Source organism: Candidatus Desulfatibia sp. (assembly GCF_036446775.1).
Taxonomy (GTDB): Bacteria; Desulfobacterota; Desulfobacteria; order Desulfobacterales; family UBA11574; genus Desulfatibia_A.
Map to the genome: position 1 here is coordinate 1 of NZ_JAZFTO010000115.1, position 16,383 is coordinate 16,383.

Consider the following 16,383-nt stretch of genomic DNA (forward strand, 5'->3'; position numbering starts at 1 on the left):
GGATCTGGAAGCATGCCGTTTGCTTAAGCAGTATGGGATTTTTTCGATAGTGGCCCATGTCGTCGGCTTGAAAGATGAAACCTGGAAAAGCTTCTGGACGGCGATCAAGCAGCTGATCTACTATGACGGTGATTTTGTGAACGTCACCCACGTTACGCCTCACAGCTGGACCGCATTTGGCCGCCAGGTCAACGGCCGTTCGGTGGTTCAACCTGATTTGAGCAAGTGGGATTACCGCCACCAGATTCTGGCGCAACCCCACCTTTCGCCCTGGAAAATGTTTATGGCTGTCAAATGGCTGGAGCTTTGCTTCCACGCCCGGCCGGGCAGGTTGTGGCACATCCATAAGACCAAAGACAACTTCCTCCGCCGGCAGCTAAGGTGGTCCTTTATTCATACAGGGCTGGTGTGGTTTATAGAGATTTTATTATGGATGCTGAGGTCATGCAAACAGACATTTGAGAATCTGGGACTATTATCAGCACGGGCTGAAAGGGATAAGGCCGGTTACGAGAGGATAAAAAGAGTGCCAGCCCTGCCGGTTCCCGAGACAACAGAAATTTATGAAACTAACTGCCTGGATTTAAAAAAGTACGATATTGAATATAGTGAGCCGCGCACTTCTGAGCCAGCAGCATGTCCCGCCGGGGTTGATGTGCTGAGCGGCAATAAAAGCAATGACAAAATAATAGAAATATCTTCTCAATAAGGATTATGATATCCCTGAGAAAAAAGACCGCTATGCTTGAAGAGTGCTACGCTTTAGGATCGCTTCGCTTAAGGGAAATAAGACTGTCTGAAATATAAAAAGGGGGGGTAGTTACTTGGAAAGCATAACTCTGTCCATCGACGGAAAAACCATTACATGTTCAGCCGGAACCAGTCTTTTAAATGCTGCACAAGAGCTGGGGATAAAGATTCCCAAGCTCTGCCATCATCCTGATCTAAAGCCCTTCGGGGCCTGCCGTCTCTGTTTAGTCGAAGATGAAGAAACAAGTCGTATTATGGCAGCATGCGTTACGCCTGTTGCCCGGAAAATGTCCATTTTAACTGACACTCCGCGCATAAAAACCAACCGGCGAAATATCATCCGGCTGATGATTGCCGAACACCCCGAATCGTGCATAGTTTGCAGCAAAGGTAACCGCTGCCAGTTGCGCCAGCTTGCCGCTCAACTGGGTATTGGTGAAACAAATCTGTATCCCATGCCCAATTATAAAACCCTGGAACAGGCCAACCCTTTTATTATCAGAGATTTAAGTAAATGTGTCCTGTGCGGGAAATGCATCCGGGCTGACCATGAACTGGTAGTGGTGGGTGCCATAGACTACAATCTCAGAGGTTTTAAATCCCGTCCCACCACGGTGCATGATCGGGGTTTGGAGCAGTCGAACTGTACATTCTGCGGTACATGCCTGTCCATGTGTCCTACCGGCGCATTGTCTCAAAATAGTAAAAGTTACCTGGCGACTCCCGAGTTCGAAGCTCTCTCTATCTGCGGATTTTGCGGCGTGGGCTGCAATCTGGCCATGGGTTATACGGCTAACAGGATTGTGGAAGTGAATCCTTCAAAGCGGCAGGATACTGTCAACGGGGCAACCCTCTGCGTCCGGGGACACTTTGCGCATGACTTTCTGAATAGCGCTGATCGATTGTCCCAACCCCTGATCCGGCAGGATACCGCGGATGCTGAAAATACAATGGTTCCGGCCTCATGGGATGAGGCGATTGCGGTCGTCGCCGGCCGGCTTCAAGAGATAAAAAATCAAAACGGTCCGCAGAGCGTGGCCTTCTTAGGTTCCTCTAAATGTACCAATGAGGAGAATTATCTTTTTCAGAAAATCGCCCGGGTTCTATTTAACACAAACAACGTGGATAACGGCGGTTACCTGTCCGGGCGACCGGTCATGAACCTGCTTGATAAAAGAACCGGCGGGCTGTGGCGCTCAAGCCCCCTTGCCTGGCTTGAAAAGGCCGAAGCCGTTTTTGTTCTGGGCGCAGATCCGGGTCATTCGACGCCGGTGGTGAGCTATTATCTGAAGAGGGCCTGCAAAAAAGGTATTCCTTTAGTGGTGGCTGATTCGAGACGGACAGACCTTACTAATTTTTCATCCGTCGGGCTCGATCTTTCGACCGGCACCGGTTTGGAACCTAACTATGTTGCCTTGATCAACGGTCTGGCAGCATTGCTGTATGAGAAAAAGGGGCACGACGATGCTTACATCAAACAGTTTACCGAGGGATTCGAGCAATATAGCAGCGGTCTTGCTTCTCTAAAACTGCAACAGGTAAGCCGTGTGACAGGCATAGATGCCGGCGATCTAAATGCAGCGGCCGAATTACTGCACGGTAAAAAGATTGCCTTTGTGATCGGAAGCGGAATCCTGCTGCAAAGCTGTGGCATGCAGGCCATGGAAGCTGTTATCAACCTCGCGCTGATGACCGGAAGCTTTGGGTTGGAGGGGGCCGGCATCCACGTCCTGGCAAAAGAGAGCAATCAGACCGGGGCTCAGGATATGGGGGCGGTTCCTGATGCGCTTCCCGGCCGGCAGCTGCTTAACAATGATTCCAACCGTAAACGTTGGGAGCAGCTCTGGCAGACGGAAATATCGCCGGAAAGCGGTCTCAATATGATCGGCATGATCGAAGCGGCTGAAAAGGGCAATCTTAAGGGGTTGTACATTATGGGAGAAAACCCCCTCTGCAGCCTTCCTCAGCCGGATCGGGTTAAAAAAGCGCTTCAAAAGCTCGATTTCATTGTGGTGCAGGATATATTGAATACCGCCACAGTTCAAATTGCAGATGTGGTGCTGCCGGGTGCCGCCTTTGCTGAAAAAGGCGGTTCCTTTACGAACATGGAAGGCAGAATTCAGTCATTTGGCCCGGTGGTGACACCGCCGGGGGACGCCCGTCCGGATTGGGAGATTCTGGGACTTTTGGCTTCAAAATTAGGGGATGAAAAACATTATGTTTCCCTTGGGTATGTAAAGGATGAAATTCGCCGGCTGGTCCCCATGTATGAAAACCTGGACAGGCATACCCGTACCGCCTGGATAACGGTGGACGGCCGAGGTGAAGGCGATCAGGCCGCAAAAACTAAAACGGTTATCTCTTTCTCTCCGGTGGTCTCCTGTGCAGACGAATTATCCGATCAAGACTATCCTTTCACGGCAATTCTCGGTTGCGTGCGTTATCATTTCGGGAGCGGGGCCCGGACAGGTGCTTCGAATCGTATCTTAAAGCTGGATTTAACAGGGGAGATAGAATTATCACCTCAAGACGGCCAAAAGTTGAAAATAAATGACCAAGACACTGTGAAGGTCTCATCCCGGCATGGAGAGATAAAGAGGCAGATTAGATTAAACCATTGCTTGGGTCCGGGACAAATATTTATCCCGCTGGCGTTTAACGGCAATGATGCCATGAATCTGATCGCAATGACCCCGCTGGGCATGCCGGATTCACCGGGATGGAAGACGTGTGGGGTCAAGGTTGAAAAAATAGAGCATCAAGATACATGATGCGGGTTGCTGGATACTGGATACTGGATGCAGGATGCTGGATACTGGATGCTGGATACTGGATACTGGATGAAATAAAGAACAAGGGGAATATTCATGGAGCCTAAGGAAATAGACTGGAATAAACTTGCCGCCGTGATTGCAAAACATGAAAAAGAAAAATGGGCGCTGATACCACTGCTTCAGGAGATTCAGGAGACCTTCGGTTACATCCCTCCGGAATCGATTGAACCGATTGCTCAGGCACTCCAAATGTTTCCCAGCCAGGTTCAGGGGGTGATCAGCTTTTATGCCGGATTTTCGTTGAAGCCCAAAGGTAAATATGTGCTAAAAATTTGTCGGGGCACCGCCTGCCATGTGAAAGGGAGCAGGAACATCTTAAGATTGATGCAAAATGAGTTGGGCCTGGAAAAAGGTGAGACCAGCGCCGATTATAAATTTACCTTAGAGACAGTGGCCTGCCTGGGTGCTTGTTTTGTGGCTCCGGCCATGATGGTCAACCGCACCTATTACGGCAAACTGGCTCCAGCCAAAGTTACCAGTTTGCTGGCACAGTACGGGAAGGATAAGGAGGAAGAATAAGGCGTATGGAGAAACTTTCATCCATCGGCCAACTGGAATGGCTCCGTAATACAATACTTGCCCGGGATGCTCAAAGAAAAACGCAAGTTCAGATCTGCATGACCGGCTGCCGGGCTTATGGTGCCTCCGAAGTCATGGAAGCTGTTGAAAAAGAGGTCAAAAAACAGGGTCTGTCGAAAGAGGTGGAAATCAGGGCGACCGGATGTCATGGATTTTGCGCCAAGGCCCCTGTTATGGCCATCGAGCCGTTAGGCATTCAATACCAGGAAGTAGATCCGGAATATGCTTCGCAAATTGTTGATATGACACTTAAAAACAACCGGCTAATTGACCGGCTGGCCTACAAGGATCCTGTAACGGGCGCCCCTGTTTTTTACCGCAATCAGATTCCTTTTTACAAAAAACAGGAAAGAAGGGTGCTGGCCAACTGTGGACGGATCAGTCCCACCCACATCGATCATTATATCGCCGCCGGCGGATATCAGGCCGTTGCCAAGATGCTCTCCAAAATGACACCTGAAGATGTTATTGCGGAAGTTACCGACGCTAAACTGAGAGGCCGGGGGGGGGCCGGTTTCCCGACGGGTCTCAAATGGAAATTCACTCGTCAGTCCCGGGGGCGCCCCAAATATATTATCTGCAATGCCGACGAAGGCGATCCGGGTGCCTTTATGGATCGAGCCATATTGGAAGGTGACCCCCATGCGGTCCTCGAAGGGATGCTGATCGGTGCCTATGCTATCGGGGCTGAGTATGGATATATTTATGTCCGGGAAGAATATCCTATTGCAATTGAACACCTTACCATAGCCCTTGAGCAAGCCCAAGAGCTGGGCCTGCTGGGTGAGAACATCCTTGGGACCGGATTCAATTATGACCTGTCTTTGAAAATGGGGGCGGGGGCCTTTGTGTGCGGCGAGGAAACCGCTCTGATGGCTTCCATTGAAGGCCAACGTGGCATGCCCAGAGCCCGTCCGCCGTTTCCCGCTCAGTCCGGACTGGACGGAAAGCCCACCTGCATCAACAATGTGGAGACCTGGGCTAATGTGCCCTTAATCATAAAAAACGGTGCCAAATGGTATGGACAAGTAGGTACCGAAAACAGCAAGGGCACCAAGATATTTTCTTTGGCCGGCAAGGTCAACAATACGGGACTTGTTGAAGTGCCTATCGGTACAACCGTTAAGGACATTATTTTTGGGATCGGCGGCGGCATTCCCAAGGGAAGAAAGTTTAAAGCCGTGCAGATGGGGGGGCCTTCAGGCGGTTGCGTCCCCGCGCAATTTTTAAACCTTTCCGTCGATTACGATACGATTCAGCGCATCGGTGCCATCATGGGCTCCGGCGGTCTGGTAGTACTGGACGAAAATAATTGCATGGTTGAAATTGCCCGGTTTTTCTTAAGTTTCACCCAATCGGAATCCTGCGGAAAGTGTGCACCGTGCAGACTGGGCACGACTCAGCTTTTGGAAATCTTAACACGCATAACCAGGGGTGAGGGCCAAAGTTCTGATATTCAAACCATAAAGGAATTGGGTGCCACCATTACAGAATCATCGCTTTGCGGCCTGGGTCAAAGTTGTGCAAAACCGGCGCTTTCCACTTTGAAATATTTTCTTAAAGAATACGAAGATCATATCAGGGAGCACAGATGCGCGGGAGCAACTTGTGACGCCATGGTTATTTCCGCCTGCCAGCACGCCTGTCCGGCCGGAATTGATGTGCCCAACTATGTTGCCGCTGTTGCGCTTGGTAAATACGAACAAGCCGTAGAGATTATCCGGGAGAGGAATCCTTTTCCGGCCGTATGCGGCCGTATCTGCATCCATCCTTGCGAGTTCAAGTGCCGCAGAGGCGAACTGGACGAACCGGTAGCCATCCGCTCGATCAAACGGTTTGCTTCCGACTGGTATTTTGAACATGTCGGATCGTCCCGAGATCCTTTTCCTGTTACCAAAGTGCAGATGGCTGCAGTTGTGGGGGCTGGTCCCGCAGGTCTGTCATGTGCCTATTTTCTGGCCAAAATGGGTTACAAGGTGACCGTCTTTGAGTCCCAGCCGGTAGCCGGCGGGATGTTAGGTATTGCCGTTCCCGAATTTCGCCTTCCCCGGCAGGTCGTTGAGGATGAGATTAAATATATTGAAAACTGCGGGGTTGAAATTCGATACAACTCTCCGATTGATGCCCAACATACCTTCAGCGACCTGATGAATGAGGGTTATGGCGCCGTCTTTCTGGCCGCCGGAGCACAGGCCAGCAAACAAATCGGGATTCCGGGAGAAGAGCAGGATCTGGAAGGCCTTTATTACGGGCTCCATTTTTTGAGCGGCATCAAAAAGGGTCAGGACATTCGTCTCAAAAACAGAGCGGTCGTCATCGGGGGGGGTAACGTTGCCATTGACGTTGCCAGAACCGCGTTGCGGGCCGGGGCACAGGATGTTCAGATTTTCTGTCTGGAACCGCGAGACGAAATGCCGGCGTGGGAAAAGGAAGTCAAAGAGGCCCTCGATGAGGGGGTCGTCATCAATCCTTCATGGTCTCCCAAGCAGATTCTGTATCAAGACGGAAAGGTAACCGGGATTGAATTTATCCGCTGTGTTTGCGTGTTTGATGATGAAGGGTGCTTTAACCCTGAATGTGATGAAGAGATCACGCAACTTGTTGAAGCCGAAAATGTTCTCATTTCCATTGGACAGGCTCAAGACATGTCTTTTTTATCAGAAGACAGTCAGTTGGAGAGGGCTTTATGGGGGGCGCTGGTTGTTAATGAAAACACGCTTTCCACAAATATTCCCGGTGTATTTGCCGGCGGAGATTTTACAACAGGGCCGACCTATGTCATACGGGCTATCGCGTCGGGAAGAAGAGCGGCAATCGCCATTGATAAGTATCTTCAGGGAGCAAGCGGTCCCATTGAAATTCCGGACACGAAAACCGCTATGCATGAGGATACAGGCCTGGCGCTGGATGAGGAGACAGACCAGGAAATGCCGAGAATCCGGATCAAACTCGAAAAAGCGGAAAAAAGAGTAAACGACTTTCGCGAAGTTGAGCAAGGACTCTCTGGCCAGGAGGCCATAAGCGAATCCAAAAGGTGCCTAAGATGTGATTTGGAAAAAGAGAGGATGTCAATATGATCAGGTCTATTACACAACTAAAAGCTGAAAAGGAGATCGATCTGCTTTTAAGCGGATCAGGGAGAATCTTCATCATTGGCTGCGGTACGTGCACTACCTTGACACGTACCGGCGGCGAGCCTGAAGTAAGGGCCATGCAAGAGCAGTTGTCCGGCAAGGGCAAACTTATTACCGGCCATCTGGTTGTTGCGGTGGCTTGTGACAATTTAACAGGGGAGGCCTTGGCTGAATACGGCCCTCAAATTGACCAGGCCGATACGCTTCTGATCATGACCTGCGCCTTCGGTGTCCAAACCATTGCCAGGCAGTTAAAGAAAATGGTTGTGCCGGCCCTGGACACTTTGTTTATAGGGAAAGAGACCGCCGTGGGAGAGTTTAGCGAGATCTGCACCCAGTGCGGAACTTGTATCATCGGTGAAACCGGTGGAATATGCCCGGTCACTTCCTGCCACAAAGGACTGGTTAACGGTCCCTGCGGGGGGACGGATAGGGGCAAATGTGAAATAGACCGAAGAAAAGATTGCGCCTGGACAATGATATATAACCGGCTGGCGGATCTGGGACGGCTGGATTCCATGCGCAAGCTCCAGCCCCCGAGGAATCACCTGGGAGAGCCGACCCCGGGGAAAATGATATTGTCGGAACAACAAAATCGATTCACGATTTTATGAAGCGTCGCGCTTAAAGCGGGACTTGGAAAAGGAAGTTCCTATACTATTAAGAAAGGACTTGTGAGATGGTTTCTGCATTTAAAAAAGCCCTGGAATCGGGCAAATTTGTCGTAACCTGCGAGGCCGCACCCCCCAAGGGGACCAACCTGGAACGCATGGCCCACGATATCGAGCTTCTAAAAGACAAGGTGGATGCTATTAATGTAACCGATCACCAAAGTTCGGTCATGCGGTTCCCCAGCCTGGGCGGCGCTATGCTTGTAAAAGAGCTGGGCGGTGAACCGATCTTGCAGATGACCTGCCGAGATCGCAACCGCCTGGCACTCCAGGCTGATCTGCTCTTGGCCTCTTACAAAGGAATTCATAATGTCCTTTGCCTTACCGGGGATTCGATCATGTTGGGTGACCATAAAGAGGCTAAGAGCGTTTTCGATCTGGATTCCAGTCAGCTGCTGGGGGTTGTCAGAAAGCTTGAAAAGGGCCAGGATATCAGCGGCAACGATCTGGACGGCGGGGTTTCATTTTGCGCCGGCGCCATAGTAACACCGGAAGCCGACCCCCTTGAACCCCAGCTCATCAAATTTGAAAAAAAAATTGAGGCCGGGGCCGAGTTTATCCAGACCCAGGCCGTGTTTGACCTGGACAGATTCAAAAAGTTCATGGAATACGCCGGACAGTTTAAGGTGAAAATGCTGGTGGGTATCATTTTGTTGACTTCGGCGCCCATGGCCCGCTTTATGAACAAAAATATTGCCGGAGTTTTTGTGCCGCAGGACTTGATAGATGAAATGGCTTCGGCGCCCAAGGGTCAGGTTCTGGCAAAAGGTATAGAGATTGCCGGCCGCATGATCAAACGGATTCACGAGGAAAAAATGTGTGACGGTGTCCACATCATGGCCATCAACAAGGAAGAACTGGTACCGGATATCATGTCAGCGGCGGGATTGATTTGACGCTTACGATACGATTTGGATTGCGGAATGGGAAAAAAATAGTATCTAAGCATCTTAAGGGGAAAGTTTCGCATTCAGAAATCAGTAGTAAGAATAGTTTGAAGAATGGAGGAGAGATATGGATGAAAAAAAGAGGATTCTGGTGGTGGACGATGAACCTGATTTTGCTTCTATTGTTAAGGCGAATTTAGAAAAGGAAGGTTTCGAGGTTGACGTAGCCTACGATGGCGTGGAGGGTCTGGAAAAGGTGGAGGCCAATCCTCCGGACGTGATTGTCCTGGATGTCATGATGCCTGAAAAGGACGGCTACAAAATGTGCAAAGAGCTTAAAAAAGATGAGCGCTTTGCCGATATTCCCGTTATAATGTTGACCGCCGTTGGAGACCACGTGACCTCCACCCGTTATTCCCATCACGATGGAATGAGCATGGAAGCTGAAGATTATCTCGCCAAGCCGGCCTCAGCAGAAGAGATAACCGCAAGCGTCAAGAGGCTTCTCGGCCTCTAAGCCGGATTTTTCATGCAGTTTTTAGGTGGTGTTAGAAGGTGAAGGTTTTTTTGGCAGGACATGGCCCGGACCCAAAACATTGGCTTCATAGACGGCCTCTCTTCCCTGGCCTATCAGGCCCGGCGAACCTAGGCTCTGTGGACCGATGTTACGGTTGAACCGGAAGTGTTTCTGAAGGCTCTTGAAGCGGCAATAGAACCGTAAACGTGCTGCCCTTGCCGGGGGTGCTTTGCACACTGATGGTTCCGCCCAGACTGTCCAAGAGCCCCTTGACTATGGGGAGTCCCAGTCCTGTACCGGTGATATATCTCGTCTTTTCGTCCTTGACCCTGTAAAATCTTTCGAAGATCTGCTCTAAGTGTCTGGCCTCGATTCCGAAACCATTGTCTTTGATGGTTACATGTATGTTTTTCTCGTTAAAGCCGGCCGCCACTTTAACCTCACCGCCATCCGGGGTGTAATTGATGGCATTGGTGATCAGGTTCCCGAAGATGCTCTCGAGCACCAGGGGGTCGGCGGTGAACAGTGGCAAGCGGTTTTCCGAAAGCTCCAGGATAACGGCCTGTTTCCGCCCCTTTGCCCTGGTCCCCAGAAAATCTACAATGCTTTTTAAGAGTTCTTCGAGGCGGACTGGTTTCGGTTCCTGGTGCACAATCCCGGCTTCGATGCGTGACAGGTCGAGCAGATCGCCGATTAAAGAGATCAGCCCATGGGTTTTTTCCTTGGCGCGGGCGAGTATATACTGGTCATTTTTAGACTCGTCTCCCACCATTTCGCCGAGTACCATTGCCAGTTGCTCATGGATGGTGGAGAGGGGTGACCGGAGTTCGTGGGAGACCTTGGCCACGAACTCCGATTTCACCTGATCCAGAATCTTGAGGGTCGTTATATCTTCGAGGACCACCACCGCTCCCTGATATTCCATCTCTTCACCCTGCACCGGCCGGCCGCGGGCCTGGAAATATTTTTCGTTGTGCAGAACAAACTCATAGGTGGGGAACTCATCAGGATTTACATATTTTCCCTGAGAAAGTTCCAAGACAAGCTTGCAAAATCCCTGATCCGGCACATAGGCTTCAATGGGATCGCCCGGACTGCGGTCGGGGTCCAGACCGAGATGCTGCAGAAAAGCCGGATTCATAAGGGCCACCTGTCCCTGGGAATTGGTCACCACCACACCGCTGGGGAGAGACTCGACAATGGTGCGGATACGGCTCTTTTCAGTATCAAGGTCAGCCAGGGTTTTTTTGCGTTCCCGGTCCAGTTTTTCGGCCTCGCGGGTAAGTTGCAGTTTTTCCAGCGCGCGCGCGACCCTGATACGCAACTGGTCAGGCGTGAAAGGTTTGGGGATAAAATCGTAGGCACCCTGTTTCATCGCCTCGATGGCCGTATCTATGGTGGCGTACCCGGTGATGACGATGACCAGTATCTGGTCATCAATTTTCCGAATGCGCTGGAGAACCTCCATCCCCCCAATGCCGGGCATCATTAGATCCAGTAATACGATGGAAACCGGTTCATGTTTCATGGCATGCAGGGCCTCTTCTCCCCGCGAGGTCTTGACAACCCGGCATCCCATACGGGTAAGGATCCGTTCGCACCCGTCCTGGATATCCTTTTCATCATCCACAACCATAATGGAGATGGTGTCAGGTTGATTTTCCAATGTCTCAGACTCCATTTTCCGGTCTGGTCAGGGGAATCTCGATGGTGAAAGTGGCCCCTTGGCCGGGCGTGCTGTTAACCCTGATCGAGCCGCCATGGTCTTCCACAATACCATAAGCCAGGCCAAGTCCCAGGCCGGTGCCCTTGCCTTCCTGCTTGGTGGTAAAAAAAGGCTCGAAGATATGCGGCAGAATGTCAGCGGGAATTCCCGGTCCGGTGTCCGTTATCTTGATACAGACCTTGTCCATGTTTTCCAGGGACCGGTAAGTCTCGAGCGTCAATTTGCCATTGCCCTCCATGGCGTCGGCCGCATTGAGGATAATGTTCATGAACACATGATTCATTTGCTGGATGTCAACCGGCGGGTGCGGCAGGGTAGGGTCCAGATTCTTTTGCACCTGGATGTTATGAAAGAGCGTCTGGTTTTCGAGCAGAAACAGCGTGCGGGAAACAGCCTTGTTGATGTCGTGGGGCTGTATATTGCGGCTGGTTTGCCGTGAAAACTCCAGCAGCTCTTTAACGATCTCACTGCACCTTTGAGCGTCTTTTAAAATGCGGTCTAAATCTTTTTGGGCGCCTTCCTCCAGGTCGTACTCTTCCATCATTATTTTGGCAAACAGAGTGATTCCTCCCAGAGGGTTGTTTAATTGGTGAGCCACGCCGGCGGCCAGTTTTCCGAGCGAAGCCATTTTTTCTGTCTGGAGGAGCTGAATTCGGGTCTTTTCCAACTCTTTTTCAATCTGTTTCCTTTGGGATTGATCCACATTGATCCCTTCATATCCCAGGATGTTTCCATCTTGATCGTAGCGCACGTTGCCGGTGAGCAAGACCGGGATTGCTTGGCCGTCTTTGCGTTTAAAATTGACTTCATAATCAACTACCCGGCCACTACTCTCAATTAATTCCTGAAATTTTTTGCGATCTTCAGACCATAGATACAGGTCCCTGGCAATATCAATTTCTAAAAGCTCCTGCTTGCTTGCATACCCGAGCATATCCACAAGCGTCTGGTTGGCGTCTATAAATTTACCTTCCCTGCTGCTGATAAACACACCGCAGCCCATATGTTCAAACAGCCGCTGGTAATCCTGTTCCGTAGCCTTGAGCTTTACTTCACAAGCTTTTGCCGTAGTAATATCATGAAAAATAGCTAATTTCGATACTTGGCCGCCGGTGTTGATCCAGGGCAATTCAGTGAGGTCATAAGTCTTATCAACAATGGGTATATACAACTCTCTATTGATCGTGGCGCCGCCTTCAAAAATATCTGCTGCCCGGCACCACCGACATTTCTCATCCTTCCGATTGACTATCTGATAGCATTTTTTCCCGGTGCCTTCTCCAAAATCTTTGACCATGGCCTTATTCATGAACTGTATCGTATAATCAGGTTTGACGATATAAATACCGTCCGCCATAGCCTCAAGGATGGCAGGCAGTTCCTGGATGGTTGCATGCATGATAATATCCCTCCAACTTTTTTGGAGATGATCCCTATTTTATTGATCGTTTATCTGACAATGTATCATATTTTTTATAATTTTTCTATCTATACAAAACCGATGCAAAACCGATGCCAGATTTGTTCAGTCATAATAAACCTGGTCCTTCCCCGCATGGCGGGATCCTCCAAAGGCGGATAAATCTTCGATGGGCCTCCGGCTCGTAGAGCCTACGCCTCGGAGAGCCAAGCCTGTCCCGCACTGCGGGGGATGCTTTACTTCTTTCCGGGGTTCAGCCAGATGGTATGGATATTGGTTATAGTCTCTTTTACAGATTGCAGGGCATTGCGGAGTCGCGTATAGGTCATGGCCAGGCCGATGTGTTCAGCAAGCAGGAACAAAGAGTCAAGGTCCTGCTCGGAAACATCCCAGGGTTCGTGGTGATATAATCTTAAAACACCTATATTCGAGCCGTATAACATTATGGGAACAGAGGCGATTGCACGGATGCCTTCTTTCTCGGTTTCTTGCGGGTATTGCAAGCGGTCACTTGCGGCAATATCAGTGATTACAACCGGCGTGCCTTTTAATAGAAAACTGACACTTTTGTCAGATAATACCGGCCCTTTGCTCATAAAACTGATACTCAATCCAGAGCTGGCAAGCACCTCCAGCTCCTTTGTGTCAGGACCCAGGACAAAAATCGTACAGCCCTTAAGATCCAAGGTCCCCACCAAAAGCTGTGTTAAATGATTGGCCATAATGCCAAGGTCGTTAGATTCCGCGATGGCCCTGGTAATCACCTTAAATATGTCAATATTTATTTTGTCATTAACGTCCATGAAATCCCTCCTCATCTGTTTGGATTAACTGACAATGCAGACGGTTTTATCTTTTAAAGCAGAGACTACTTTATTGAAAACACTCCCGGTAAGAAAGCGAGTGACCTTGCCGGGCTTGCGATTCATGACAACTATATTAAAATGATCTTTGGTGGCCACATCAACTATTTCTCCGATAATATCCTTTTTGCGGGGCTTATAAATATAGCTGATTTGGTTTTCGGCGAAACCATTTTGCATTAAATACTGCCGGGCTTCCTTGAGCCCCGCTTCCTGCTCTTTGACCTTTTGAGAAAGATAATCCAGATTTTTCTGAAATTTTGCCATAATAGGGGATTCACGCATCTCAATTTTAGGAACGGGAGTATACACATTGAATAGTGTGATTTCAACATCTTTTGAATGAACAAAAGTGCGGATGACAAAATCCAGGGCCTTCTGGTCATAGCTCGTAAAGTTATACGTCACTAATATTTTTTGAGTGGCCATTTTGTCCTCCTTGCTTCTGTTTGAGTTAAAAATTTCGCCTTTCTCGACCTTAAATCACGCTTTGGCGGTCAACCTTTTTCAAAGGTCTCTCAAAAAACTTTACAAATTAATTAATAATTTAAAGTATTCTATTGCTATTTTTGTACCAAAATCATGACTTCCTTTAAAGCCTGCTCTAAAGAGAGCCTGCTCATATTTAAAACCAGATGATAGAGGTGCGGCTGATCGTAATCTTCTTTGCCGAATTTTTTATACAAACTGGATCGTCGCGCTTCTCCATGCTTGACAGCTTTCTCGGCCTTTGCATCGGAAATATCGTAAAACTGCTGCATAAATTTAATTCTAGTTTCCCAGTCAGCCACCTGGAGAATGTGATAAGCACCATTAAAATTTTGTAAAATATACTGTCCGCCCCTTCCAAGAAGTACCACATTATCCTTTTTGGCAAAGTTCATGATAACTTCATGCAGCAATTCAACATAGATGTGCTCATTAATATAACCTTTGTCGGCACCAATTATGCGTTCCATATAATTCCGACTGAACATCCCTGAAATTAATTTGGAAAGTGTGCCGCCGGCAGTCCTTTCCATCGATTTTATCGAGTCAGTGCTGACACGGGCTTTTTCGGCTAATTCCTGAATAATAAGATCATCCAGAAACAGATAACCCAGTTCTTTTGCGATCATTTCTCCCAGAGTTCTTCCTCCGGCCCCAAATTAACGGGAAATGGTGACAACAGCCATGGAATCTCCTTTCTTAAATTGCTCGAGCTAGATAGTATATAGTTAAAATTTATTAGCGCTCGGGTAAATGGGGTGAATCTTGTATTTATCAAATAAAAACACAGTATTTGTCAAAAATTATATAAACCTTTAATAAATTAAGATTTAGGTTAAACATTTATTGACGACAAGTATCCCTAAATGATACACACCCTTGATATTTGAAAAAATGAGAAGTATTATAAAATAACCGCGCGATTTTACATAACGTTCCGCCTGAGCGGGACTTAAGAATAAGGAAGTCTATCAATTATGTTTTCTGCTAGGCATGTACGTTCTGTCTTAAGGCTTTTGATTGTCTTGTTATTGATTTTTACCCATGGCTGTGGTGTTGATGCCGATACCGCCGTCGTTGACTTTTCCAAAACCGTGGCAATCAAGCAACCGGGAGACTACCAGCCAGAACAACCTCGTTTAAAAGTGGCGGTGGCGGCCATGATTTCGCCCAAAGAGACTTTTACTTATTATCGTCAGTTTCTGGAATATTTAGGGAATCAGTTGGATCGGGAGATACAGCTTGTTCAGCGAAAAACCTACGGCGAGATCAACACCCTTTTCAGCGAAGGTGAGATTGATCTGGGATTTATCTGTTCGGGGCCGTATGCCGCCGGCAGCGAAAACTACGGTTTTGAGGCCCTGGCCGTACCGCAGGTGCGGGGGTCAAATTTCTATCAATCGTATTTGATCGTTCATAAAGACAGTCGGTTTCAAAGGCTGGAAGACTTAAGAGACGGGATATTTGCTTTTACCGATCCGGAATCGAATACAGGCAGATTGGTTCCGGTATACTGGCTGCAGCAGCAGGGGGAGACACCCGGCAACTTCTTTAAAAAGAGTATTTACACATACAGCCACGATAATTCGATCCTGGCCGTGGCCAGAAAGCTGGTGGACGCCGCTGCCGTTGACGGTCATATCTGGGAGTATTATCACCGCAGAAAACCCGGCAATACTTCCAAAACCCGTATCATCAAGAAGTCAGAGCAGTTCGGCAATCCTCCGGTAGTGGTTTCCTCGTATTTGCCGACAAAACTTAAAGAACGTATCCTTCAATTGCTGTTTTCCATGCATCAAAATTCTGAAGGCAAAAAAATTCTCGATGAATTGATGATAGATCGATTCATCGCACCCCAAGAAGCCTGGTACGATCCTATTCGACAGATGAAAATAAGCTTGAGTCTGCAAGGGGAGGCTACGCATGCGAATGCAAAACCTGAGAAGTAAATTACTGGCAGCGGTCTCAGCGCTGGTCATCACCAGCGGTTTGCTTATTTCTGTGCTGGTCACACAACACTACAGCACCAGCCTTTTCAAGACGGCTAAAGCCCAGGCAGAAAACCTTGCGCATGCTTTAGCGCTGGATGCCGTTGATAAGATCCTCATCAACGACTTGGTTACACTTCAGAAAATGCTGGACGGTGTGATCAACAGCAATCCGGCTGTCGCTTATCTTTTTATTATCAGAGATGGTCAACTGCTGGCCCACACCTTTACCAAGGGATTCCCGGTAGAGCTTACCAATGCAAATAACAATGTCGTATCTAGCGATCACAGCCATTTTCAGAAAATTGCATCTAAGACCGGTGAACTCTATCTTGATATTGCCTGGCCGATTTTTTCCGGGAAAGCAGGCGTTTTGCGTCTGGGGTTCTCCGAAATGCCGATTAAACGTCAAATAATGAAACTATGGTTTCATATGAGCGTTCTCACCCTTGTGATTTTGCTTTTAGGGCTGGCCGCGGCCTTCCTTTTTATTAAACGGGTGACCGAACCGCTGGCGGCACTGTC

At 48.8% G+C, this 16,383-nt stretch carries 13 protein-coding genes and 1 pseudogene; 9 read left to right on the forward strand and 5 right to left on the reverse strand.

Annotated elements, in window-relative coordinates; genetic code table 11:
- From V3S16_RS05600 to V3S16_RS05630, 7 genes are all read left to right on the forward strand, one after another.
- The coding region (locus V3S16_RS05600; RefSeq protein ID WP_413883693.1) for a hypothetical protein at window positions 1-709 on the forward strand (709 nt) is incomplete at its 5' end.
- A 115-nt stretch (window positions 710-824) separates the two neighbouring features.
- Window positions 825-3,521, forward strand: coding sequence for a molybdopterin-dependent oxidoreductase (locus V3S16_RS05605; protein WP_413883694.1), 2,697 nt, complete (start codon window positions 825-827; stop codon window positions 3,519-3,521).
- Between the two features lie 96 nt (window positions 3,522-3,617).
- Window positions 3,618-4,103 carry an NADH-quinone oxidoreductase subunit NuoE gene (gene nuoE / locus V3S16_RS05610; RefSeq protein WP_413883695.1) on the forward strand — a complete coding sequence of 162 codons (486 nt, stop codon included), beginning with the start codon at window positions 3,618-3,620 and terminating at the stop codon, window positions 4,101-4,103.
- A gap of 5 nt (window positions 4,104-4,108) precedes the next feature.
- Window positions 4,109-7,240, forward strand: coding sequence for an FAD-dependent oxidoreductase (locus V3S16_RS05615; protein ID WP_413883696.1), 3,132 nt, complete (start codon window positions 4,109-4,111; stop codon window positions 7,238-7,240).
- Window positions 7,237-7,911, forward strand: coding sequence for a methylenetetrahydrofolate reductase C-terminal domain-containing protein (locus tag V3S16_RS05620; RefSeq protein ID WP_413883697.1), 675 nt, complete (start codon window positions 7,237-7,239; stop codon window positions 7,909-7,911). The genes V3S16_RS05615 and V3S16_RS05620 overlap by 4 nt, the downstream gene beginning before the upstream one ends.
- A gap of 65 nt (window positions 7,912-7,976) precedes the next feature.
- Entirely contained in the window at window positions 7,977-8,864 is an 888-nt protein-coding gene (locus V3S16_RS05625) for a methylenetetrahydrofolate reductase (RefSeq protein WP_413883698.1), read from the forward strand.
- A gap of 118 nt (window positions 8,865-8,982) precedes the next feature.
- On the forward strand, window positions 8,983-9,372 hold the full coding sequence (locus V3S16_RS05630; RefSeq protein ID WP_413883699.1) for a response regulator transcription factor: 390 nt from the start codon (window positions 8,983-8,985) through the stop codon (window positions 9,370-9,372).
- A 148-nt stretch (window positions 9,373-9,520) separates the two neighbouring features.
- On the opposite strand, the gene V3S16_RS05635 is transcribed toward V3S16_RS05630, so the two are convergent.
- From V3S16_RS05635 to V3S16_RS05655, 5 genes and pseudogenes are all read right to left on the reverse strand, one after another.
- Entirely contained in the window at window positions 9,521-11,038 is a 1,518-nt protein-coding gene (locus V3S16_RS05635) for a response regulator (RefSeq protein WP_413883700.1), read from the reverse strand.
- A gap of 4 nt (window positions 11,039-11,042) precedes the next feature.
- On the reverse strand, window positions 11,043-12,497 hold the full coding sequence (locus tag V3S16_RS05640; protein ID WP_413883701.1) for an ATP-binding protein: 1,455 nt from the start codon (window positions 12,495-12,497) through the stop codon (window positions 11,043-11,045).
- Window positions 12,498-12,754: 257 nt separating this feature from the next.
- Window positions 12,755-13,321, reverse strand: coding sequence for a GAF domain-containing protein (locus V3S16_RS05645; RefSeq protein WP_413883702.1), 567 nt, complete (start codon window positions 13,319-13,321; stop codon window positions 12,755-12,757).
- Window positions 13,322-13,345: 24 nt separating this feature from the next.
- Entirely contained in the window at window positions 13,346-13,810 is a 465-nt protein-coding gene (locus V3S16_RS05650) for a universal stress protein (protein WP_413883703.1), read from the reverse strand.
- A 134-nt stretch (window positions 13,811-13,944) separates the two neighbouring features.
- Window positions 13,945-14,517 (reverse strand): annotated as a pseudogene (locus V3S16_RS05655) (AAA family ATPase); the annotation flags it as partial.
- A gap of 330 nt (window positions 14,518-14,847) precedes the next feature.
- Here V3S16_RS05655 and phnD point away from each other — a divergent pair.
- A complete protein-coding gene (phnD, locus tag V3S16_RS05660; protein WP_413883704.1) occupies window positions 14,848-15,819 on the forward strand; it encodes a phosphate/phosphite/phosphonate ABC transporter substrate-binding protein in 972 nt (323 codons plus the stop codon).
- Window positions 15,794-16,383, forward strand: a 590-nt coding sequence (locus V3S16_RS05665) for a hypothetical protein (RefSeq protein WP_413883705.1), incomplete at its 3' end; no start/stop codon positions are given. The genes phnD and V3S16_RS05665, both read left to right, overlap by 26 nt.